This window comes from Streptomyces sp. NPDC057697 (assembly GCF_042799335.1).
Classification (GTDB): domain Bacteria; phylum Actinomycetota; class Actinomycetes; order Streptomycetales; family Streptomycetaceae; genus Streptomyces.
Map to the genome: position 1 here is coordinate 1 of NZ_JBHVJA010000001.1, position 20,314 is coordinate 20,314.

Annotated in this window: 21 protein-coding genes; 7 read left to right on the plus strand and 14 right to left on the minus strand. The window is 70.1% G+C overall.

Features of this window, described 5'->3' with window-relative positions; all coding sequences use genetic code 11:
• Positions 1-664 precede the first annotated feature (664 nt).
• Positions 665-1,306 carry a DNA-3-methyladenine glycosylase gene (locus ACFVFH_RS00005; RefSeq protein WP_383761106.1) on the minus strand — a complete coding sequence of 214 codons (642 nt, stop codon included), beginning with the start codon at positions 1,304-1,306 and terminating at the stop codon, positions 665-667.
• 73 nt (positions 1,307-1,379) lie between these two features.
• Here ACFVFH_RS00005 and ACFVFH_RS00010 point away from each other — a divergent pair, with 73 nt between their 5' ends.
• The 3 genes from ACFVFH_RS00010 (at position 1,380) to ACFVFH_RS00020 (ending at position 3,492) form a co-directional block, all read left to right on the plus strand.
• Positions 1,380-2,162 carry a sporulation protein gene (locus tag ACFVFH_RS00010; protein WP_383761109.1) on the plus strand — a complete coding sequence of 261 codons (783 nt, stop codon included), beginning with the start codon at positions 1,380-1,382 and terminating at the stop codon, positions 2,160-2,162.
• A 134-nt stretch (positions 2,163-2,296) separates the two neighbouring features.
• Entirely contained in the window at positions 2,297-2,827 is a 531-nt protein-coding gene (locus ACFVFH_RS00015; RefSeq protein WP_383761112.1) for a YbhB/YbcL family Raf kinase inhibitor-like protein, read from the plus strand.
• 158 nt (positions 2,828-2,985) lie between these two features.
• Positions 2,986-3,492: an HNH endonuclease gene (locus tag ACFVFH_RS00020; RefSeq protein WP_383761115.1), complete on the plus strand. Its 507-nt coding sequence runs from the start codon at positions 2,986-2,988 to the stop codon at positions 3,490-3,492.
• 60 nt (positions 3,493-3,552) lie between these two features.
• Here the strand turns inward: ACFVFH_RS00020 and ACFVFH_RS00025 are convergent, their stop codons facing one another.
• The 4 genes from ACFVFH_RS00025 to ACFVFH_RS00040 form a co-directional block, all read right to left on the minus strand.
• Positions 3,553-4,320 carry a sulfite exporter TauE/SafE family protein gene (locus tag ACFVFH_RS00025; protein ID WP_383761117.1) on the minus strand — a complete coding sequence of 256 codons (768 nt, stop codon included), beginning with the start codon at positions 4,318-4,320 and terminating at the stop codon, positions 3,553-3,555.
• A gap of 61 nt (positions 4,321-4,381) precedes the next feature.
• The gene (locus ACFVFH_RS00030; protein WP_072482952.1) at positions 4,382-5,311 is read right to left on the minus strand and encodes an SPFH domain-containing protein; all 930 of its coding nucleotides are present in this window, start codon (positions 5,309-5,311) and stop codon (positions 4,382-4,384) included.
• A gap of 147 nt (positions 5,312-5,458) precedes the next feature.
• Positions 5,459-5,887 (minus strand): NfeD family protein, encoded by a 429-nt coding sequence (locus ACFVFH_RS00035; protein WP_383761120.1) that lies wholly within the window; start codon positions 5,885-5,887, stop codon positions 5,459-5,461.
• 173 nt (positions 5,888-6,060) lie between these two features.
• Complete coding sequence (locus tag ACFVFH_RS00040) at positions 6,061-6,858, minus strand: ABC transporter ATP-binding protein (RefSeq protein WP_383761123.1); 798 nt, start codon at positions 6,856-6,858, stop codon at positions 6,061-6,063.
• A 142-nt stretch (positions 6,859-7,000) separates the two neighbouring features.
• Here ACFVFH_RS00040 and ACFVFH_RS00045 point away from each other — a divergent pair, with 142 nt between their 5' ends.
• A complete protein-coding gene (locus ACFVFH_RS00045; RefSeq protein ID WP_383761125.1) occupies positions 7,001-7,786 on the plus strand; it encodes a hypothetical protein in 786 nt (261 codons plus the stop codon).
• Positions 7,787-8,366: 580 nt separating this feature from the next.
• Here ACFVFH_RS00045 and ACFVFH_RS00050 read toward each other — a convergent pair.
• The 3 genes from ACFVFH_RS00050 to ACFVFH_RS00060 form a co-directional block, all read right to left on the minus strand.
• On the minus strand, positions 8,367-8,609 hold the full coding sequence (locus ACFVFH_RS00050) for a chaplin family protein (protein ID WP_383761127.1): 243 nt from the start codon (positions 8,607-8,609) through the stop codon (positions 8,367-8,369).
• Between the two features lie 252 nt (positions 8,610-8,861).
• On the minus strand, positions 8,862-9,506 hold the full coding sequence (locus ACFVFH_RS00055; RefSeq protein ID WP_383761131.1) for a response regulator: 645 nt from the start codon (positions 9,504-9,506) through the stop codon (positions 8,862-8,864).
• Positions 9,499-10,644, minus strand: coding sequence for a GAF domain-containing sensor histidine kinase (locus tag ACFVFH_RS00060; protein ID WP_383761134.1), 1,146 nt, complete (start codon positions 10,642-10,644; stop codon positions 9,499-9,501). The genes ACFVFH_RS00055 and ACFVFH_RS00060 overlap by 8 nt, the downstream gene beginning before the upstream one ends.
• Before the next feature lie 496 nt (positions 10,645-11,140).
• On the opposite strand from ACFVFH_RS00060, the gene ACFVFH_RS00065 reads away from it, so the two are divergent.
• Positions 11,141-11,896 carry a transglycosylase SLT domain-containing protein gene (locus tag ACFVFH_RS00065; RefSeq protein ID WP_383761137.1) on the plus strand — a complete coding sequence of 252 codons (756 nt, stop codon included), beginning with the start codon at positions 11,141-11,143 and terminating at the stop codon, positions 11,894-11,896.
• Positions 11,897-11,992: 96 nt separating this feature from the next.
• On the opposite strand, the gene ACFVFH_RS00070 is transcribed toward ACFVFH_RS00065, so the two are convergent.
• Positions 11,993-14,578, minus strand: a complete 2,586-nt coding sequence (locus tag ACFVFH_RS00070; protein WP_383761140.1) for an FHA domain-containing protein — start codon at positions 14,576-14,578, stop codon at positions 11,993-11,995.
• Positions 14,579-14,954: 376 nt separating this feature from the next.
• Here ACFVFH_RS00070 and serB point away from each other — a divergent pair, with 376 nt between their 5' ends.
• Entirely contained in the window at positions 14,955-16,220 is a 1,266-nt protein-coding gene (gene serB, locus ACFVFH_RS00075; protein WP_383761142.1) for a phosphoserine phosphatase SerB, read from the plus strand.
• Between the two features lie 208 nt (positions 16,221-16,428).
• On the opposite strand, the gene ACFVFH_RS00080 is transcribed toward serB, so the two are convergent.
• The 4 genes from ACFVFH_RS00080 to ACFVFH_RS00095 form a co-directional block, all read right to left on the minus strand.
• Positions 16,429-16,947, minus strand: coding sequence for a SixA phosphatase family protein (locus ACFVFH_RS00080; protein ID WP_383761145.1), 519 nt, complete (start codon positions 16,945-16,947; stop codon positions 16,429-16,431).
• Between the two features lie 74 nt (positions 16,948-17,021).
• Positions 17,022-17,228: a hypothetical protein gene (locus tag ACFVFH_RS00085; protein WP_383761148.1), complete on the minus strand. Its 207-nt coding sequence runs from the start codon at positions 17,226-17,228 to the stop codon at positions 17,022-17,024.
• Between the two features lie 151 nt (positions 17,229-17,379).
• Entirely contained in the window at positions 17,380-17,490 is a 111-nt protein-coding gene (locus tag ACFVFH_RS00090; protein WP_093539771.1) for an SGM_5486 family transporter-associated protein, read from the minus strand.
• Between the two features lie 26 nt (positions 17,491-17,516).
• Positions 17,517-18,800, minus strand: coding sequence for a CynX/NimT family MFS transporter (locus tag ACFVFH_RS00095; protein WP_383761150.1), 1,284 nt, complete (start codon positions 18,798-18,800; stop codon positions 17,517-17,519).
• 129 nt (positions 18,801-18,929) lie between these two features.
• On the opposite strand from ACFVFH_RS00095, the gene ACFVFH_RS00100 reads away from it, so the two are divergent.
• On the plus strand, positions 18,930-19,604 hold the full coding sequence (locus ACFVFH_RS00100; RefSeq protein WP_383761152.1) for a FadR/GntR family transcriptional regulator: 675 nt from the start codon (positions 18,930-18,932) through the stop codon (positions 19,602-19,604).
• Positions 19,605-19,825: 221 nt separating this feature from the next.
• Here ACFVFH_RS00100 and ACFVFH_RS00105 read toward each other — a convergent pair whose 3' ends face one another.
• Complete coding sequence (locus tag ACFVFH_RS00105; protein ID WP_383761155.1) at positions 19,826-20,218, minus strand: hypothetical protein; 393 nt, start codon at positions 20,216-20,218, stop codon at positions 19,826-19,828.
• Positions 20,219-20,314: the final 96 nt, after the last annotated feature.

The window sequence follows — 20,314 nt, forward strand, 5'->3', positions numbered from 1 at the left end:
GATCGGGACAACACAACACGAGAGCGGAACGACCGGACGGAATAAGACCGGTCGTTCACAGCGTCCTCGCTGTGTAATTGCCTACCGGGTCAGTGACCCTGCAGGACTTTCAAAGGAACCACCAACCTGCCGAAGCAGGCCGGGGTATCAACATATCTGGCGTTGACTTTTGGCACGCTGTTGAGTTCTCAAGGAACGGACGCTTCCTTTGTACTCACCCGCAGAACACTCTCTGGGGCTTTCCTCCGGGCTTTTCCCTTCGGTCTTGCGTTTCCGACTCTATCAGACTCTTTCGTGTCCGATTCCCGGCCGAAGCGGGATCCTGCATTTTCGCTTTCCAGTTCTTCGCTTTCGCGCTTCCCTTTCCGGCGGTTCCAACCTTACCAGACTCTTTTTCGTTCCGTTTCCGGTCCGAATTTGAATTCCGGTGGCCTTTGGAGTGGCCTTGCCTTTCGGCGTGTCCACTACTTTAGCCGATTTCCTTGGTGACTCATAATCGAGTCGAAGGGATTGAATTACGGCATGCCGAATTCGCACCCGCCAGGGTGATTCGTAGGTAGTGGTTGGCCGCTCCGGGTTGCTCGGGTGCGGTCCGATGGACCGTACCGACAGCAGTACCCGTTTCAAGCGGCTCGGGCTACATTAGGCGGCCCTCCGGGGCGAGTCAAGTTGCGCGGCGGCGTGGCACATGGGCCCGGTACGGGCTCACTGTGGGGTCCCCGTCGATCCAGAAGCGCCAGGGGTGGGTGGCTCCGTCGCCGCCCACTCCGGTACGCGGGCCGTTGCGTACCTGGTGGCGCGGGGGTGGGGTGCCGCGCAGTACGGACAGGTCGGCACCCGGGTGGGCGATGGCGTCGGTGCCGTTCAGGGCCCGGTCGACGTCGAGGGCGGTGGCCAGGCGGGCCGGTCCTTTGGCCAGTTCCTTGTCGTTGCGGGCCGAGTTTCGACGTTCGCGGGTCAGTTCGGCGCCGGCCTGGATCTCACCGGCGCGGAGCAGCACCCCGCTGGCGTGGCCCTCGGGGCCGCACACCAGGTTGAGGCAGTGCCACATGCCGTAGGTGAAATAGACGTACGCGTGGCCGGGCGGCCCGAACATGACGCTGTTGCGTGCGGTGAGGCCCCTGAAGGCGTGCGATCCGGGATCGATCTCGCCGGCGTACGCCTCCACCTCGGTGAGGCGGAGCTCGATGGGCCCGTCGGGCGTGGTGCGCACCAGGGTCCGGCCCAGGAGATCGGGGGCCACCTCCAGCACGGGGCGGTCGAAGAAATCGCGTGTCAGCGGCGTACGGTCCAGGCCCTCGGTCATGGCGGTCGAGGGTACCGGGAACCGACTACGGTCATGGCGCGTATGTAGGGGTCAGGACCAAGGAGGAGTAAACATGGGCTTCAAGCGGCTGCTCGCGAGTCTGGGTGCCGGTGGCGCCTCGGTGGAGACCGAGCTCTCCGAGCTCAATGTCGTACCGGGCGGGGTCGTCCAGGGCGAGGTGCGGATCCAGGGCGGGTCCGTGGATCAGCAGATCGAGGGACTCTCCGTGGGTCTGCAGGCCCGGGTCGAGGTCGAGGGCAACGACACGGAGACCAAGCAGGACATCGAGTTCACCAAGCTGCGTCTCGGCGGCGCGTTCGAGGTGCGGGCCGGTGCCGTGCACGTCGTTCCCTTCGGGCTCGAAATCCCGTGGGAGACGCCGATCACCATGTTCGCCGGTCACCACCTGCACGGCATGAACATAGGAGTGACCACGGAGCTGGAGATCGCGCGGGCGCTGGATTCGGGCGACCTGGACCCGATCAACGTGCACCCGCTGCCCGCGCAGCAGGCCATCCTCGACGCCTTCGGGCAGCTCGGCTTCGGCTTCCGCAGCGCGGACATGGAGCGTGGTCACATCCGCGGTACGCGTCAGCGGCTGCCGTTCTACCAGGAGATCGAGTTCTTCCCGCCGCAGCAGTACCGCGGGCTGAACCAGGTGGAGCTCACGTTCGTCGCGGACGACCGCGAGATGGATGTCGTCCTGGAGATGGACAAGAAGTCGGGGCTCTTCAGCGAGGGCAGCGACTCGTACCGCTCCTTCAAGGTAGGGCTGCACGACTTCCAGGGGACCGACTGGGCGGCGTACCTCAACCAATGGCTGGCCGAGGTCGGCGGTCGGCGCAACTGGCTCTGAGCCGCGTATCGAAAGTGGCGTCGTCCGCCCGAAGGGCGTACCGGGCTCCGCCGGGCGGACGGGACCTTCTATACACGCACTAGGGTCGGCGGAGACCCGCCGACTGCAGTACAGCGATCAGGAGAGGTGCTGACGTGACCGAGCCGAAGAGGGCGCCGCTGCCGCACGACTTCCATCCGGAGGTCCCGTCGTTCACGGTGGTGAGCGAGGATCTCGCCCCCGGTGCCGTGCTGGCGGACGCCCAGGTGTTCGCGGCCGGGAACACCTCGCCGCAGCTGCGGTGGGAAGGTTTTCCGGCGGAGACCAAGAGTTTCGCGGTGACCTGCTTCGACCCCGATGCCCCCACCGGCAGCGGATTCTGGCACTGGGTGGTCTTCGACATTCCCGCGTCGGTCACGGAGCTGCCGTCCGGTGCGGGCAGCGGGACGTTCGGCGGTCTGCCCGCCGGCGCCGTGCAGGCCCGTAACGACTACGGGTCGAAGGAGTTCGGCGGTGCCGCGCCGCCGGCCGGCGAGAACCACCGCTATGTGTTCACCGTGTACGCGGTGGACACCGAGAAGCTGGGCGTCGACAGCGACGCGTCGCCCGCGGTCGTCGGGTTCAATCTGCGGTTCCACACGCTGGGCCGTGCTCAGCTGATCGGTGAGTACACGGGGCCCGCCTAGGATTCCGCCCGCGCCGAGAGTTCGCCCGCTGTTTGCCCTGCCCTGGTCCTGGAGAGACCAGGGCAGGGCATTTTTTATTGCGTTGTCCATCACGGTTCGCCCGGCCAGAGTTGATCCGGGCCTGCCAGGGGGCGGGCGGCACACGGGAGGTGGGCGAGATGCGGGACACGCTGGTACTGAACGCGAGCTTCGAGCCGCTGTCGACGGTGACGCTGAACCGTGCGGTGGTGCTGGTTCTGCAGGACAAGGCCGTCGTCGAGCAGTCGCATCCCGATCTCCGCATGCGTGGTGCCGCCGTGGACATTCCGGTGCCCCGGGTGATCAGGCTCTGCCGGTACGTACGGGTGCCGTTCCGAAGACATGCCCCGTGGTCCCGGAGGGGGGTGCTGATACGGGACCAGCACCGGTGCGCGTACTGCGGGCGGCGGGCGAGCACCGTCGACCATGTCGTACCGCGCGCCCAGGGGGGTCAGGACACCTGGCTCAACACGGTGGCGTCCTGCGCCGAGGACAATCACCGCAAGGCGGCCCGGACGCCGGAGCAGGCGGGGATGCCGCTGCTGCGGCAGCCGTTCGTGCCGTCTCCGGCGCAGGCGATGCTGCTGGCCATGGGGGCCGGTGAGCGGTCGGAGCTGCCGGAGTGGCTGGACCGCGCCGCGGCGTAGGCGGCGTACGCCCGTCGTCGTGGTGGGGCCCGCCTTCGGGGGGAGGCGGGCCTCCTTCCGTCAGCGGAGCAGCAGCTGGACGATGGCGGCCGTGCCGACCACGACGATGAGGGCGCGCAGGACCGTGGGGCTGAGGCGGCGGCCGATCCGGGCGCCGATCTGGCCGCCCAGCGCGGAGCCGACCGCGATGAGCACGACGGCCGTCCAGTCGAAGTCCGCGACGAAGAGAAAGAAGAGCGCGGCGACGCTGTTGACGACGGCGGCCAGGACGTTCTTGACGGCGTTGAGGCGCTGCATGGTGTCGTCGAGCAGCATGCCCATCAGGGAGAGGTAGATGATCCCCTGGGCCGCGGTGAAGTAGCCGCCGTAGACGCTGGCGAGCATCAGTCCGGCGAACAGGAGCGGTCCGCCGTCGGTGCGGGCGTGGGTGCCGCTGTGTTCGCGTCGGCGCTGAACCGCTTTGCTGATGCGTGGTTGCAGGATGACCAGGACGAGGGCCAGCGCCACCAGGACCGGCACAATGGTTTCGAAGGCCGTGGGCGGCAGCGACATCAGGAGGGTGGCGCCGGTGAGGCCGCCGATGAGGGCGCCGGCGGCGAATTTGAGTACGCGGCGGCCCTGTCCTCGGAGTTCCTCGCGGTAGCCGATGGCGCCGCTGACCGAGCCGGGGATCAGGCCCAGGCCGTTGGAGACGGTGGCGGTGACCGGCGGCAGGCCGACCGCGAGCAGCACGGGGAAGGTGATCAGCGTTCCCGAGCCGACAATCGTGTTGATGGCGCCCGCGCTGATGCCCGCGGTGAAGACGGCGAGCATCTCCCAGGTGTTCATGGCGAATCCCCCGTACATGATCGGTGCTTGGTGCACTGATCATGCACGGGGCGTGTACGCGTCATTCGACCGGGGGTTGCTCCCGGCGCTCCTTGCCGGTGTCGAAGCCCGGGGCGCCGTTGCCGAGGTTGCCGAAGGCGCCGCTGAGGCCCTTGAGGGCGTCGCCGATCTCGCTGGGCACGATCCAGAGCTTGTTGGCATCGCCCTCGGCGATCTTCGGGAGCATCTGGAGGTACTGGTACGAGAGGAGCTTCTGGTCGGGGTCACCGGCGTGGATGGACTCGAAGACCGTACGGATGGCCTGGGCCTCGCCCTCGGCGCGCAGCGCGGATGCCTTGGCCTCACCCTCGGCCCGCAGGATCGCGGACTGCTTCTCGCCCTCCGCGGTGAGGATCGCGGACTGGCGCGTTCCTTCGGCCTGGAGGATCGCGGCGCGCTTGTCACGGTCGGCGCGCATCTGCTTCTCCATCGAGTCCTGGATGGAGGTGGGCGGCTCGATCGCCTTGAGCTCGACGCGGTTGACGCGGATGCCCCACTTGCCGGTGGCCTCGTCGAGGACTCCGCGCAGGGCCGCGTTGATCTCCTCGCGGGAGGTCAGGGTCCGCTCCAGGTCCATGCCACCGATGATGTTGCGGAGAGTGGTGACGGTGAGCTGCTCGATCGCCTGGATATAGCTGGCGACCTCGTAGGTCGCGGCCCTCGCGTCGGTCACCTGGTAGTAGATGACGGTGTCGATGTTGACGACCAGGTTGTCCTGGGTGATCACCGGCTGGGGCGGGAACGGCACGACCTGTTCGCGGAGGTCGATGCGGTTGCGGATGGAGTCGATGAATGGAACGACGATGTTCAGGCCTGCGTTGAGCGTGCGGGTGTAGCGGCCGAAACGCTCCACGATGGCGGCGCTGGCCTGCGGGATGACCTGGATCGTCTTGATCAGGGCGATGAAGACGAGCACCACCAGAATGATCAGAACGATGATGATCGGTTGCATCGTGTTCCTCGTTGCCCTTCGGTTGCCGACGGATCGCGATGATCGAGGTCGAAATCGCGGGAGGGACCGGATGTGGTGCCCGGCCCCGATCTCATGATGATCGACATCGAGTCTGACAGAACGTGCGCTGCCTTGTGGGTGGTTCGGTCACATGACGACTGCCGTGGCCCCGTCGATGTCGACGACATCGACCTGTTGGCCGGGTGCGAAGCTCTGGCCCTCGTCGAGCGCGCGGGCGGACCAGATCTCCCCGGCCAGCTTGATCCGGCCGCCGCTGCCGTCGACCTGTTCCAGGACGACGGCCTGACGGCCTTTCAGGGCGTCGATGCCGGTGGTCAGTCGAGGCCGGTCGGAGCGGTGTCTCGCGGCGATCGGACGGACCACGGCGACGAGCGCCACGGAGACCACGGCGAAGACCAGCACCTGGGCCACGATGCCGCCGCCGAGTGCCGCGACCACCGCCGCGGCGATCGCTCCGACGGCGAACATGCCGAATTCGGGCATCGCGGTCAGGACGAGGGGGATGCCCAGTCCCACCGCGCCGATCAGCCACCACACCCACGCGTCGATGTCCACGTGGTCATCGTAGAACCGCGAACGCCCTCGCGGACAGGGCGCAAGCGGTCGACTGCGCCCGCCGGGCCGTCGTGTCCGTCATGTCCGCCGTGCCGTCGTGCGCCTCGCGCCCGTCGCGCCCGTCGTGTCCGTTACGGGGACCGCGCGGGGGCGGGGGCGGGCGCGGGCGCTTCCTACGAGAGCGGCAGTCCGTGGGCCGTGTAGCGGTCGCCGGTGTGCTCGACGACGAGCGGCAGTCCGAAGCAGAGGGAGAGGTTGCGGGAGCTGAGTTCGGTCTCCATGGGGCCCGCGGCGAGCACCTTGCCCTGGCGGATCATCAGGACGTGGGTGAATCCCGGGGCGATCTCCTCGACATGGTGGGTCACCATGATCATGGAGGGGGCGTAGGGGTCGCGGGCCAGCCGGCCGAGGCGGCGGACCAGGTCCTCGCGGCCGCCGAGGTCGAGTCCCGCCGCCGGCTCGTCGAGGAGCAGCAGCTCGGGGTCGGTCATCATGGCGCGCGCGATCAGGGTGCGCTTGCGCTCGCCCTCGGACAGGGTGCCGAACTTGCGGTCGAGGTACTCGGTCATGCCGAGCCGGTCGAGGAAGGCGCGGGCGCGCTCCTCGTCGACGGCCTCGTAGTTCTCGTGCCAGGTGGCGGTCATGCCGTACGCGGCGGTGAGGACCGTCTGCAGCACGGTCTGGCGCCTGGGCAGCTTCTCGGCCATGGCGACGCCCGCGATGCCGATGCGGGGGCGGAGCTCGAAGACGTCGGTGCCGACGCCGCCGAGCTGCTCGCCGAGGACCCGGGCGGTGCCGGTGCTCGGGAAGAGGTAGCTGGACGCGAGGTTGAGGAGGGTGGTCTTGCCGGCGCCGTTCGGGCCGAGGATGACCCAGCGCTCCCCCTCCTTGACCGACCAGGAGACGTCGTCCACCAGAGCGCGTCCGTCGCGGACCACGGATACGTCCACCAGCTCCAGTACATCGCTCATGGCGCGTTGTCTCCCCATGCAGTGTCGAGATCGTCGGTGCCTGTGGGCACAGCCTCCAGGGAAATCTACGCCACCGTACGAGTGCTCCCGGCGCTGGGCCCGCGTGACGACAGGCCCCGGGCGCGTTCCCTAGGCTGTTCCCATGCTTTCGGAACCACGCTCAGGGCTGTTGGCCGCTTGGGGAAACGCGCTTCTGGCGGGACTGGTGTCGCCGGACGAGGCGGCGCTCGCCATTGTCGGGGAGGACGCGGTGCACCGCGTCGAGGGACTGCCGGGCGAGGCGGGGCCGGTCGGGCTCACGCTGGCGCTCGGACGGCTGCGGGGGCTGGGGGTGACGGGTTTCCGGGTGGCGTTGCCCGCTCCGGGGCATCCGCTGGGGCTGAGCGGTCCGCCGGACTTCAACGCGCGGGCGCTGGAGGCCGAGGAGGCGGTGGTGGGCTTCGGCGCCCCGTACGGACTGGTTCCCGAGGTGCGCGAGGTGGGCCCGGACAGGGATCTGCACGTCGAGGTGGTGTGGCGGTGTCTGCCGGTACGGGAGGCTCCGCCGGCCGATGTGCCCTCGCTGAGCGAGGCGGAGCGGGAGCTGGCCGAGGGGTTGCGGGACGCGACGGCGGTGCTGTCGCGGTTGGACGTGGCCGGTTCGGGGCCGGTGGCCGAGGCGGCGGTGGACGCGTACCGGGCGCGGGCGGAGCGGGGGCGCGAGGTGCTGGCCCCGGGGTATCCGCCGCGGGCCGTGCGGGTGCTGGAGCTTGCGCAGCGGGTGGGGCTGCTGATCTCGGTGGCGTACGAGAACGGGCACGGCGGGGCGGTGAGCGCTTCGGAGATCGCGGCCCGGGGCGAGGCGCTGCGGCCGGTGGAGCGGGTGGCCCGGCGGGCTCAGGTGGCCGCGTACAACGCGTATGTGGAGGAGCGCGAGCGGGAACGGTAGGCCGTGGGGCCGCAGGCTCCCAGCAGGTCCGAAGACGGACGGACGGGCGTGGAGCGGTGGCCCAGGTAGTCCAGGTGGCGGGCGGGCTCCCGGCGCCGTCGGAAGGCGGGCACAGGGTGCTGCGGGCTGCGGGCTGCGGGCTGCGGGCTGCGGGCTGCGGGCTGCGGGCTGCGGGCTGCGGGCTGCGGGCTGCGGGCTGCGGGCTGCGGGCTGCGGAGCATCGTGGCCCACGCTGCGACTGGGCACTCGGCGCTGTTCGAAAGCGGACGGACGGGCGGGAAGCGGTGGCCCAGGTGGTCCAGGTGGCGGGCGGGCTCCCGGCGCCGTCGCGGGGTGGACGGGCGTGGTTCGGGCGGACGGCGGGTCGCCGGACGCCCCGGGGGCCGACGGGCGGCTCCACGTCACCGGACGGCGGGTCGCCGGACGCCCCGGCGTCGTCGCGGGTGGACGGGCGTGGTTCGGGGCGGACGGCGGGTCGCCGGACGCCTCGGGGCCAGGCCGCTCCGCGTCGCCGGACGGGGCTCGATGCGCCCGTCCGGCGCGCTGTGACCGTGGAGCCGTCAGCGGGCTACGGGGCCGGTCAGCCGTTCAGGCCGAAGTTGCCGAAGGCCGGGTTGAGCAGGCCGATCACGTTGACCGTGTTGCCGACCACGTTCACCGGGACGTGCACCGGCACCTGGATGGTGTTGCCGCTGACCACACCCGGGGAGTGGGCCGCGGCGCCGTGGGCACCGGCGCCGGCGGCGGAGGCCGCGCCCGCACCGGCGGCGATGATGCCACCGGCGATCATGGTGACGGCAGCGGCCTTCTTCAGGTTCTTCACTTCAGGATCCTCCTAGCGTGGCTGCGGCGAATCCGCCGCAGCACCCTGGAGAACGGCCGCCTCTCGGACAGGTTGCGCCGTCCGGGTGACATACACCCGACAGTATGAATCTCAGTTATGAATTCCGGCCCGGGAGGGCCGGAAGGAGAAGGGGGCGGCGGCGGGGAGAGGCGGGGGCGGCGGAAGGAGAGGGGGACGGGGACGGCGCGAGAAGACGGGGCGGCGGGAGAGAGTTTCCCGCTCGGCCCGCCGTCAGTCCGCCGCCCCGTGCCGGACGGCCCAGAGGGCCGCCTGGGTCCGGTCCGAGAGGTCCAGCTTCATCAGGATGTTCGAGACATGGGTCTTGACGGTCTTCTCGGAGAGGACCAGCGCCCGCGCGATCTCGCGGTTGGAGCGGCCGTCGGCGATCAGGCCCAACACCTCCCGTTCCCGTTCGGTGAGCGTGCTCCCCCGCCCCGTACCGCTGCCGGGGTCCTCCTGGGCGAGCAGGGCCCCCGCGACCTCCGGCTGGAGCAGGACGTGGCCCGCGTACACCGAGCGGATGGCGCCGGCCAGGGCGTCCGGGTCGACGTCCTTGTACACGTAGCCGGAAGCCCCGGCGCGCAGGGCGGGGACCACGGTGCGCTGCTCGGTGAAGCTGGTGACGATGAGGACCTTGGCCGGATTCTCCAGCTCGCGGAGTCTGCGCAGGGCCTCGATGCCGTCGGTGCCGGGCATCTTGATGTCCATCAGCACGACATCGGGGCGGAGCTCCTCGGTCCTGGCCACGCCCTCGGCGCCGTCGGCCGCCTCGCCGACCACTTCTATGTCGTCCTGGATCTCCAGAAACGTACGCAGACCGCGGCGGACCACCTGGTGGTCGTCGACCAGCAGCACCCTGATGGTCTTGTCAGCCACCGGGCACCTCCATCTCGATCGTGGTGCCCTTGCCGGGCGCCGATTCAACGGTGAGCCTGCCGCCCACGCCGCCGGCCCGGTCCCGCATCGACACCAGGCCCAGGTGCCGGCCGGCCTGCCGGGTCGCCGCGGGTTCGAAGCCGCTGCCGTCGTCGGTGATCCGCAGCAGCGTGCCGTTGCCGTGCCGGGCCAGCGTGACGTCGACCCGGTCCGCGCCGGAGTGGCGCAGCGCGTTGTGCAGGGCTTCCTGGGAGACCCGGAGCAGCGCCTCCTCCTGGGCGGCGGGCAGGGCCCGTATGCCCAGGCTCTCGAAGGTGACCCGGGCCGAGTGGGCCCGGTCGAGGACCTGGATCTGGGTACGGAGGGTGGCGACGAGACCGTCCTCGTCGAGCGCCGCGGGGCGCAGCTCGACGACGGCGGCGCGCAGCTCCTCCGCGGCTTCCGCGGCGAGCGCGGCGACCTGCTGGAGCTCGCCCTTGGCGCGGACCGGGTCGCGGTCCACCAGGGCGGTGGCGGCCTGGGCCGTGAGCCGCAGCGAGAAGAGCTTCTGGCTGACCGCGTCGTGCAGCTCGTGGGCGAGCCGGGAGCGCTCCTCGGCGATGGTGAGCTCCCGGCTGCGTTCGTAGAGCCGGGCGTTGGTGAGGGCGATCGCCGCGTGCTGGGCGAGGGTGGACAGCAGTTCCTCGTCCTCGGCGGTGAAGCCGCAGCTGCCCTCGGGCTTGGGGCAGCGCTTGTTGGCGAGGAAGAGCGCGCCGATGATCTCCTCGCCGTCCCTGATGGGCAGGCCCAGGAAGTCGGACATGTCGGGGTGGGCTTCGGGCCAGCCCTCGAAGCGGGGGTCCTTGCGGACGTCGGCGAGGCGCTCGGCCTTCGCCTCGTGGAGCATCGCGGCGAGGATGCCGTGCTGCCGGGGCAGCGGGCCGATGGCCTTCCACTGCTCGTCGCTGACTCCGTCGACGACGAACTGGGCGAAGCCGCCGTGGTCGTCGGGGACACCCAGGGCCGCGTATTCGGCGTCCAGCAGCTCGCGGGCCGAGGCGACGATCGTCTTCAGGACGTCGCGCACTTCGAGGTGCCTGCTCATGGCGAGCAGGGCGGCGCTCACGGCTGCGAGACCCGACGGTGGGCGGTGGCTCATGGCCTCACCGTACCGGCGGGGCTCGAACGCCGTATCGGCCTGTGGACGGCCGCGGATTAGGGCGCGGGGACTAGGACCTGTCTTCGGACTGCCCTAGGACTTCCGGGCCCCGTTCCCCCCGCCCCCCCGGTCCGTACGCCGGAAAGCCGGTCCGGCGGCCGGGGCGCGGGCCGCGAAAGCACCGGAGCCTCACCCTCCGAATTGCTGGAGCAACGGTTGGTCAGGTTGTTACCTGGTCGATGTGAGGCCGGGCATAGGACCCACGTCACTTACGAAGTCCGCTAGTGGATACATAAGCGCCGCATCAGTGGTCATGAGCGCGGCCCGACACGTTCGAGCGGGCCCCCGGTCCACTACCGGGGTTCGTACGTCACACCTTTGCCACCGGATTTTGCTGGCGCTAAGAATTGCACTCGTCCCCGACGGAGATGCGAATACGCCGCTTCCCGTCTTCGTCCTCCGTGAGGACTTCCGCGATTCGAAGAGGTACGTCTGCATGTCCCTGTCCAGCACCTCCGGCCGTCGTCGTCGCCTGAACAAGACCCAGAAGCTCTCCGTCGCGGGTATCTCCGCCATGGCCGTCGCCGCACTCTCGTTCTCGCTCGTCCCCGCCAATGCCGACCCCAAGCCCGAGGCAGCGGCTCCCGCGTCCGCGGCCCCCGCGGTCTTCACGTCGGTCGCCGGTACTCCGCAGGCCAAGGCCGTGCAGGCCAGCATCATCGAGCAGCACTCCACCGCCGAGAAGCTGGTGAAGGCCGCCGACCTCGCCAAGGCCAAGAAGGCCGCCGCCGTGAAGGCTGCGAAGGCCGAGAAGGCCGCGAAGGCCGAGGCGAGGGCGAAGGCCGCAGCCCGGGTGAAGAGCGAGGCCACCGCCGCGAAGCGCACCGAGACGCAGGCCGCCAGCCGCTCCGAGGTCCGCACCCCGGTCTACGCCAACAACCTGGACGGCTGGATCAACCAGGCACTGGACATCATGCGGACCCACGGCATCCCGGGTTCGTACGAGGGTCTGCACCGCAACATCATGCGTGAGTCGACCGGCAACCCGAACGCGGTCAACGGCTGGGACGTCAACGCCCAGAACGGCACCCCGTCCTGCGGCCTGCTCCAGGTCATCCAGCCGACGTTCAACGCGTACCACGTCCCGGGCACCTCGTGGAACATCTACGACCCGGTCGCCAACATCACGGCCGCGGCCAACTACGCGGCCGACAAGTACGGCTCGATGGACAACGTCAACAGCGCGTACTGACCGGCGGCGCGACTCTCCGGAGCGCGTCCGCACACGCCGAAGGGCGGCACCCCGCGCGGGGTGCCGCCCTTCGGCGTCCGGTGCCTGGTGGCCGCGCTACTTGCGCATGACCTCCGGCTCGTGGCGGCGCAGCAGTCGCGCGACCACGAAGCCGCAGGCGATGCCGAGCAGCAGCAGTACGGAGATGTTGATCCCCCACTGACCGGCCGTGTGCTCCCACAGCGGGTCCAGGTCGGTCGGGTTCTTGGGGTCCCACGGCGCCATGAGGTGCGAGAGGTCCAGCGTCGTGCCCGCGCCAGCGATGGCCCAGCGGGACGGCATCAGCCAGGCGAACTGCTCCAGGCCGGGCGATCCGTAGACCTGGAAGAGGATGCCGGTGAAGACGACCTGGACGATCGCGAACATGACCAGCAGCGGCATGGTCTTCTCGGCGGTCTTCACCAGCGAGGAGATGACCAGGCCGAACATCATCGAGGTGAAGCCGAGCACGATGATCGTCAGGCAGATCTCGACGGCCGGCGGCATGATCAGGCCCTCGGCCGGCAGCTCGCGGGTGGCGAAGCCGATGCCGCAGATGATGACGCCCTGGATGGCGGTGATCACGCCGAGGACGATCACCTTGGACATCAGATAGGCGGAGCGGGACAGGCCGGTGGCCCGTTCCCGTTCGTAGATGACGCGCTCCTTGATCAGTTCTCGTACGGAGTTGGCCGCGCCGGAGAAGCACATGCCGACCGCGAGGATCAGCATGATCGTTCCGGCGGCGCTGTTGAACCGGGACGGCGGGTCCGGCGGGGCCAGTCCGAACTTGGCCGGGATGACCACGCTGACGATGCCGAGCACGGCGGGCAGGATCACCATCAGGCCCATGAAGCCCTTGTCGGACGCGATCACCGAGACGTACCGGCGCATCAGCGTCCACAGCTGGGCCGACCAGCTCTGCGGCTTGGGCGGGCGCAGCTGCTGCGGGGGCGGCATGTGCACGGACTGCGCGGCGACGGCGTCGATGTCCGCGGCGTACATCTGGTAGTGCTGCGAACCGCGCCAGCGGCCCGCCCAGTCGTAGTCGCGGTAGCTCTCGAAGGCCGAGAAGACATCGGCCCAGGTGGTGTAGCCGAAGAAGTTGAGCGCTTCCTCCGGCGGGCCGAAGTAGGCGACGGAACCGCCCGGCGCCATGACCAGCAGCTTGTCGCAGATCGCCAGCTCGGCGACGGAGTGCGTGACGACCAGGACGGTGCGCCCGTCGTCGGCCAGCCCGCGCAGCAGCTGCATGACATCGCGGTCCATGCCCGGGTCGAGGCCGGAGGTCGGCTCGTCCAGGAAGATCAGCGACGGCTTGGTGAGCAGCTCCAGGGCGACGGAGACGCGCTTGCGCTGGCCGCCGGAGAGCGAGGTGACCTTCTTGTCCTTGTGGATGTCGAGCTTGAGCTCGGCGAGGACCTCGTGGATCCGGGCCTGGCGCTCGGCCTCGGTGGTGTCCGCGGGGAAGCGGAGCTTGGCCGCGTACTTGAGGGCCTTGGTGACGGTGAGTTCCTTGTGCAGGATGTCGTCCTGCGGGACCAGACCGATGCGCTGGCGCAGCTCGGCGAACTGCTTGTACAGGTTCCGGTTGTCGTAGAGGACATCGCCCTGGTTGGCGGGCCGGTAGCCGGTGAGCGCCTTCAGCAGGGTGGACTTTCCGGATCCCGACGGGCCGATGACCGCGATGAGCGACTTCTCCGGGACGCCGAAGGAGACGTCCTTGAGGATCTGCTTCCCGCCGTCGACGGTCACCGTGAGGTGGCGGGCGGAGAAGGAGACCTCGCCGGTGTCGACGAACTCCTCCAGCCGGTCGCCGACCAGGCGGAAGGTCGAGTGGCCGACGCCGACGATGTCGTTGGGGCCGATGAGCGCGGAGCCGGACTTGGCGAGCGGCTGGCCGTTGACGTACGTGCCGTTGTGGGATCCGAGGTCACGTATCTCGAATCGGCCGTCGGGCGTCGCGTGGAACTCGGCGTGGTGGCGCGAGACCTGGAGGTCGGAGACGACCAGTTCGTTCTCCAGCGCACGACCGATCCGCATGACGCGGTCGAGATCCAGCCGGTGGAACGTGGTCGGGCTGCGGTCGCCGTAGGCCGCCGGGGCCCCCGCGGCCCCGCCGGGCGTCCCCGCCATGCCCTGCTGCTGCGGCACATGGGGCTGCACGGGCTGCTGGGGCGGGCCCTGGGGGGCCTGCTGCTGCCAGCCCTGCTGCGGCTGCTGCGGGACGGGAGCCTGCTGGCCGGGCCAGCCGCCCTGCTGGGGCTGCTGCGCCGGAGCCTGCTGGGGCTGCGGCTGCTGCTGGGCGGGAGCCTGCTGGGCATCCGCGCCGTGTCCGCCGTGCACCTCGGCGCCCGCCGCGGCGGCGGTGAGACTCAGCCGCGGCCCGTCGGTGGCGTTGCCCAGATGGACGACGGTGCCGGGGCCGATCTCCAGCTGCTGGATCCGGCTGCCCTGCACATACGTGCCGTTGGTGCTGCCGTGGTCCTCTATGAACCAGCCACGGCCCGCCCAGCTGATCGTGGCATGCCGCCACGACACCCTGGCGTCGTCGATCGTCAGGTCGCCCTGCGGATCGCGCCCGAGGGTGTACGGCCTGGACGGATCGAGCGTCCAGGTCCTTCCATTCAATTCCAGTACGAGTTCCGGCACTCCGCGCCCCACTAGTTGTCCCCCGTGTCGCCCCCGTCGCAGGGGGCCTAGGGATGCTGAACATCGTGGGGAACTATTCCAGGAGCAGTCCCGGATACGAAAGTCGGGCGGGGCGAAGACCCCACCCGGGCCTGCATCGTTACGGTGCCGACACGAAGTAACGAGGCCGGGGGCGGCAAGCGTGCCGAGTGTGTACGAAGCATCGGTCAACGGCGCATTCCCGGCATCACGGCCCGCCGCCGGCCGTCCGGCGGACACCGGGCGGATCCGGACGCGCGCGGTCCGTCACGGGGCGGACGCTCAGGGCGGGGAGACGGGGCCGACCCGCTGTCCGGTCCTCGGGACGGACCTCCGGCAGCCCGGGAAGGACCGATACGGTGGAAGCACCATGAGCGCATCTCAGCCACCTCGGTCCTCCTCGTCTCCTGAGTCCTCTGAGCCCCCCGAGTCCCGTCGGGGCACCGGCACACCCACCCTTCTCGTGAAGATCTTCGGGAAGGACCGCCCCGGCATCACCGCCGGGCTCTTCGACACCCTCGCCGCCTACTCGGTCGATGTCGTCGACATCGAGCAGGTCGTCACCCGTGGCCGCATCGTCCTGTGCGCGCTGGTCACCGCCCCGACCGCCGACGGCACCACCGAGGGCGATCTGCGGGCGACCGTGCACAGCTGGGCCGAGTCGCTGAAGCTCCAGGCCGAGATCATCTCCGGTACGGGCGACAACCGGCCGCGCGGCGACGGACGTTCCCATGTGACGGTGCTCGGGCACCCGCTGACCGCGGAGTCGACCGCCGCCATAGCGGCCACGATCACCTCCACCGGAGGCAATATCGACCGTATCTTCCGGCTCGCGAAGTACCCGGTCACGGCGGTCGAGTTCGCGGTGTCCGGCACCGGGACCGAACAGCTGCGGACCGCGCTGGCGACGGAGGCCGCCGGCATCGGCGTCGACGTCGCCGTGGTGTCGGCCGGGCTGAGCCGCCGGGCGCAGCGACTGGTCGTCATGGACGTCGACTCCACGCTCATCCAGGACGAGGTCATCGAGCTGTTCGCGGCGCACGCGGGCTGCGAGGACAAGGTCGCCGAGGTGACCGAACAGGCGATGCGCGGCGAGCTCGACTTCGAACAGTCGCTGCACGCGCGGGTGGCGCTGCTGGCCGGGCTCGACGCCTCGGTGGTGGACAAGGTGCGCGCCGAGGTACGGCTGACGCCCGGCGCGCGGACCCTGATCCGTACGCTGAAGCGGCTCGGCTACCAAGTAGGGGTGGTCTCGGGCGGGTTCACCCAGGTCACCGACGATCTGAAGGAACGGCTCGGGCTGGACTTCGCCTCTGCCAACACCTTGGAAGTGGTCGACGGAAAGCTCACGGGGCGGGTCGTCGGCGACATCGTCGACCGGGCCGGCAAGGCCCGGCTGCTGCGCAGCTTCGCCGAGCAGGCCGGGGTGCCGCTGGCGCAGACCGTCGCGATCGGTGACGGCGCCAACGACCTGGACATGCTGAACACCGCCGGGCTCGGGGTGGCCTTCAACGCCAAGCCGGTGGTGCGCGAGGCCGCGCACACCGCGGTGAACGTGCCGTTCCTGGACACCGTGCTGTATCTGCTGGGCATCACGCGCGAGGAGGTCGAGGCCGCCGACGGTCTCGTCGACTGACGCGTTCGCGACACTCGTACGCCACGGCCACGCGTACGCGCGCACGGCGTCCACGCACGCGCGCGCACGGCCAGGCGTACGCACATGACCAGCGCGTACACCCGACATACACATACACATACACATACATACGCATGACGCCTTCGCGCGTACGACGCAGGGCCCCGGTGCGGGATGCACCGGGGCCCTGCGTCGTACGGCGGCGGGATCAGTCGTTGGGCGTCCAGTACTCGACCAGCTTGCCCACTCCGTGCTCCACGCCCTTCCAGGAGCCGGTGAACTCGACGACGGCGAAGGCGGCGGTGGGGAAGCCGCCGCGGTTCATCCGGGCCAGGGCGTCGCCCTCGGCCGAATCCGAGAGTGCGTCGGCGACCGCGTGCATGCCGGGGTTGTGGCCGATGACGAGGAGGTCGCGCACATCGTCGGGGGTCTCGTTGATGAGGGCGATGAGGTCGCCGAGGGACGCCTCGTACAGCCGCTCCTCGTACACGGTCCTCGGGCGGTGCGGCATCTCGTGGACGGCGAGCTTCCATGTCTCGCGCGTCCTGGCCGCGGTGGAGCAGAGGGCCAGATCGAGGTCGATCCCGGAGTCGACGAGTTTGCGGCCTGCGACGGGGGCATCCTTGCGGCCGCGCTCCGCGAGCGGCCGTTCGTGGTCGGAGTCCTGCGACCATTCCGCCTTTGCGTGCCTGAGAAGGACGATCCTGCGAGGTGTATCGACGCTCATACACCTCAGCTTCGCACGAAATGTGCCGTCCGGCGCAGGGTGTTGAAGGGCTTCCACGGGGTGCGCGCGCGACGTCAGCGGGTCACCAGGGCCGCGATTCGCTCAAGCAACCGGTTGACCGCCGGGGCGGTGGTCTCGGCGTGCGCCTCCCCCGATCCCATGATCAGCAGCAGCAGTACGGCGAAGGCGAGCGCGGGCAGCGCGACGGCCCACCACGGCAGCCGGACCTCGACCCTGCCCGTGGCGGCGTGGGTGGTCGGGGTGTGCGTTCGGGCCGGCATGTCCGCCTCCGTGGGTCATCGGTGCTGATACCGAAAACCTACGGATCCGGGACCGCCGGCCCCATCCGGCGACCCACCCAGTTCACCCTGACCCTGGCCCCCTAAGGGATGCGGGGGCTGGCACCACCACCGCCTCCCGGGGCCGGGCGGCTCAGGGTGACGCGATCGAGGCGATCACGGCGACGATCACGGTGATCAGGAGCATCGCGCCGAGGACGACGAGGAGCTTCTTCTGACCGTTCTGGGGGTTCGGGTCGAGCACAGGAGACATGGGCTCAGTCTCGCATCTCAGCATTCGTTCTCGATCGTCTGGTCCCGCCCGGCCAGGAATCCGACCGCCATCTGGGGCACCATGAGGCCCGCCATCAGCGCGATCGGCAGCTCCCAGCCGCCGCTGTGCTGGTAGAGCACACCGATCAGCAGCGGTCCCGGGATCGAGATCAGATAGCCGACGGACTGGGCGAACGCGGACAGCCGGACCACTCCCGCGCCGGTGCGCGACCGCATGCCGATCATGGTGAGGGCGAGCGGGAAGGAGCAGTTCGAGATGCCGAGGAGCAGGGCCCAGGCCCAGGCCCCGCCGGCCGGGGCGAGGTAGAGGCCCGCGTAGCCGATGAGTCCGCAGCTGCCGAGGACGAGGACGATCGGGCCCTGGTTCTTCATCCGGCCGGCGACCCTGGGGATGACGAAGGCGAGCGGTACGCCCATCGCCATGGTGACGGCGAGCAGCACACCCGCCGTACCGGCCGAGACCCCGGCGTCACGGAAGATCTGCGGCATCCACCCCATGGTGATGTACGCGGCGGTGGCCTGGAGGCCGAAGAAGCAGGCGAGCGCCCAGGCGGTGCGGCTGCGGGTGATCCTCAGGGCCGGGGCGCCGACGGGCTGGGCGGCGGGCTGCCCGGGGGTGCCGCTGCGGTCCCGTACCACCGGTATCCAGGGCAGGATCGCGACGGCGGCGAGCACGGCCCAGACGCCGAGCCCCAGCCGCCAGCTGCCGCCCAGCGCGCTGGTCATGGGCACGGTCACCGCGGCGGCGAGCGAGGTGCCGAGGGCCAGGGCCATCGAGTAGAGCCCGGTCATGGAGCCGACCCGGTCCGGGAACCAGCGCTTGACGATGACCGGCATCAGGACGTTGCTGACGGCGATGCCCATGAGGGCGAGGCCACTCGCGGCGACGAAACCGGCCGTCCCGCCGACGAGCGGCCGGATCACCAGACCGGCGGTGATCGCGACCATCCCGGCGCAGACAACCGCGCCCGGACCGAAGCGGCGGGCGAGGCGCGGCGCCATGATGCCGAAGACCGCGAAACAGAGCGGCGGTACGGAGGTGAGGACCCCGGCGACGCTGCCGCTCATGTGCAGCCCGTCCCGCACCTCTTCGAGGAGGGCGCCGAGGCTGGTGATCGCGGGGCGGAGGTTCAGCGCGGTGAGGACCAGTCCGACGGCGACCAGCCGGAGCATCCAGGGAGCGGGTCCGTGGGCGGCCTCGGCGGGCCGTGGGGCCGTGGGTTTCGTGGGGGCCTGCGCCGGGGTGGCGGGGCTCAGGGTCCGGGTCTCGTCATCTGGCATGAGGTCATCATAGAATCATGGGATGATTGATTGTCCAATCCGTCCGGAGCACCTCTGAGACCATGCGCTCCAGGCACGGCGACTCCCCCGTCGCCCCCACCGCCTCCAGCAACCCGACCAAGGAGCACCATGGCGCTGACGTCTCCGCGGCGTTCGGCACTCGCCGACCAGGTGATTGCCCAGCTCAGGAATCAGATCACCTCGGGCGAATGGCCCGTGGGTTCCCGCATTCCCACCGAGCCCGAACTGGTGGAGCAGCTGGGGGTGGCCCGCAACACCGTCCGGGAGGCCGTGCGCGCCCTCGCGCACAACGGCCTGCTGGACATCCGGCAGGGGTCGGGCACCTATGTCGTCGCCACCAGCGAACTGGCCGGGGTGATGCACCGCCGTTTCGCCTCGGCCGATCCGGCCCATGTGGCCGAGCTGCGCTCCACCCTGGAGTCGTCGGCGGCGAGGCTGGCCGCCACCCGGCGTACCGAGCGGGATCTGAAGCAGTTGGACGCGCTCATGGCGCGCAGGGAGGAGACCTGGGCCGCGGGTGACGCCGAGGCGTTCGTCGCGGCGGACGCGACGCTGCATCTGGCGGTGGTGGCCGCCTCGCACAACGAGGTGCTGACCGGTCTCTACGCCGACCTGGGCGATCTGCTGCGCCACTACCTCAGGGGCGACATCGGTCATGAGCTGCGGCCGGAGAACCACATGGACCACGCGGGGCTGGTCGAGGCGATCCGCGCCGGTGACGGGGAAACGGCGGCGGCCGAGGCCGCGGGCCATACGCTGCGCTGTCTGATGGACCGGGTCTGACGGACCGGGTCTGACGGACCGGGTCCTGGGGCTGCCGGCAGGCGGCCTCATCCGTCCGGATGCTGGTCCTGGCCCTGGCGTCGTCCGCCCGGGTGCTGATCCGGCCCTGGGATCGCCCATCCGTTCGGGTGCCGATCCGGCCTTGGATCGTCCGTCCGTCCGGATGCTCGGTGCCTTCCGTCCGGATGCTCGGTGCCTTCCGTCCGGGTGCTCGGCCCTGATCAGGCCGGTCGGTCCGGGACGGCGTCGCGTACCCGGTGCGTGACCCAGACGGTGCCGACTTCCTTCCAGCAGCGGTCGTCGAGCCGGACGGTCCGTCCCGGGCCCACGTCGACCGGGGTGGCGTCGGCGTCGATGTCCCACCAGCGGCGGCATTCGGTGTGCAGCTGTACGCGGTCGGTGGAGGGGTAGGGGTTGTGGCAGTAGACGACGACCCGGGAGCCCCGGACCGACGTACGGCATTCGGCTCCGGCGGGTTCCGGGCTGGGAGCCGCGGGGGCTGGTGCCCCTGCTCCCGCCCGGCCCGCCATGGATATCCCCACCGGGGCGGCGAGTCCGGCGAGAGCTATGGCGGCCGCCAGCAGGGCCCCGGTCCGGCGACGTATGGAGCGCATGGCGACCTCCTCCCGAAGCCCGACCGGAAGTCCGGTTCACCACATTCTGCGGTGGATCGACCGTCTTTACGAGTTGAGCGGGGCGAAGGGGCGCAC

What these genes read in the sequence shown, in the direction of transcription:
- ACFVFH_RS00020 (WP_383761115.1), top strand. Translation starts at nt 2,986, where the DNA reads ATGCGGGACACGCTGGTACTGAACGCGAGCTTCGAGCCGCTGTCGACG.
- ACFVFH_RS00085 (WP_383761148.1), bottom strand. Translation starts at nt 17,228, where the DNA reads ATGCCGGCCCGAACGCACACCCCGACCACCCACGCCGCCACGGGCAGG.
- ACFVFH_RS00065 (WP_383761137.1), top strand. Translation starts at nt 11,141, where the DNA reads ATGTCCCTGTCCAGCACCTCCGGCCGTCGTCGTCGCCTGAACAAGACC.
- ACFVFH_RS00045 (WP_383761125.1), top strand. Translation starts at nt 7,001, where the DNA reads ATGCTTTCGGAACCACGCTCAGGGCTGTTGGCCGCTTGGGGAAACGCG.
- ACFVFH_RS00100 (WP_383761152.1), top strand. Translation starts at nt 18,930, where the DNA reads ATGGCGCTGACGTCTCCGCGGCGTTCGGCACTCGCCGACCAGGTGATT.
- ACFVFH_RS00105 (WP_383761155.1), bottom strand. Translation starts at nt 20,218, where the DNA reads ATGCGCTCCATACGTCGCCGGACCGGGGCCCTGCTGGCGGCCGCCATA.
- ACFVFH_RS00030 (WP_072482952.1), bottom strand. Translation starts at nt 5,311, where the DNA reads ATGCAACCGATCATCATCGTTCTGATCATTCTGGTGGTGCTCGTCTTC.
- ACFVFH_RS00040 (WP_383761123.1), bottom strand. Translation starts at nt 6,858, where the DNA reads ATGAGCGATGTACTGGAGCTGGTGGACGTATCCGTGGTCCGCGACGGA.
- ACFVFH_RS00005 (WP_383761106.1), bottom strand. Translation starts at nt 1,306, where the DNA reads ATGACCGAGGGCCTGGACCGTACGCCGCTGACACGCGATTTCTTCGAC.
- ACFVFH_RS00025 (WP_383761117.1), bottom strand. Translation starts at nt 4,320, where the DNA reads ATGAACACCTGGGAGATGCTCGCCGTCTTCACCGCGGGCATCAGCGCG.
- ACFVFH_RS00095 (WP_383761150.1), bottom strand. Translation starts at nt 18,800, where the DNA reads ATGCCAGATGACGAGACCCGGACCCTGAGCCCCGCCACCCCGGCGCAG.
- ACFVFH_RS00060 (WP_383761134.1), bottom strand. Translation starts at nt 10,644, where the DNA reads ATGAGCCACCGCCCACCGTCGGGTCTCGCAGCCGTGAGCGCCGCCCTG.
- ACFVFH_RS00080 (WP_383761145.1), bottom strand. Translation starts at nt 16,947, where the DNA reads ATGAGCGTCGATACACCTCGCAGGATCGTCCTTCTCAGGCACGCAAAG.
- serB (WP_383761142.1), top strand. Translation starts at nt 14,955, where the DNA reads ATGAGCGCATCTCAGCCACCTCGGTCCTCCTCGTCTCCTGAGTCCTCT.
- ACFVFH_RS00010 (WP_383761109.1), top strand. Translation starts at nt 1,380, where the DNA reads ATGGGCTTCAAGCGGCTGCTCGCGAGTCTGGGTGCCGGTGGCGCCTCG.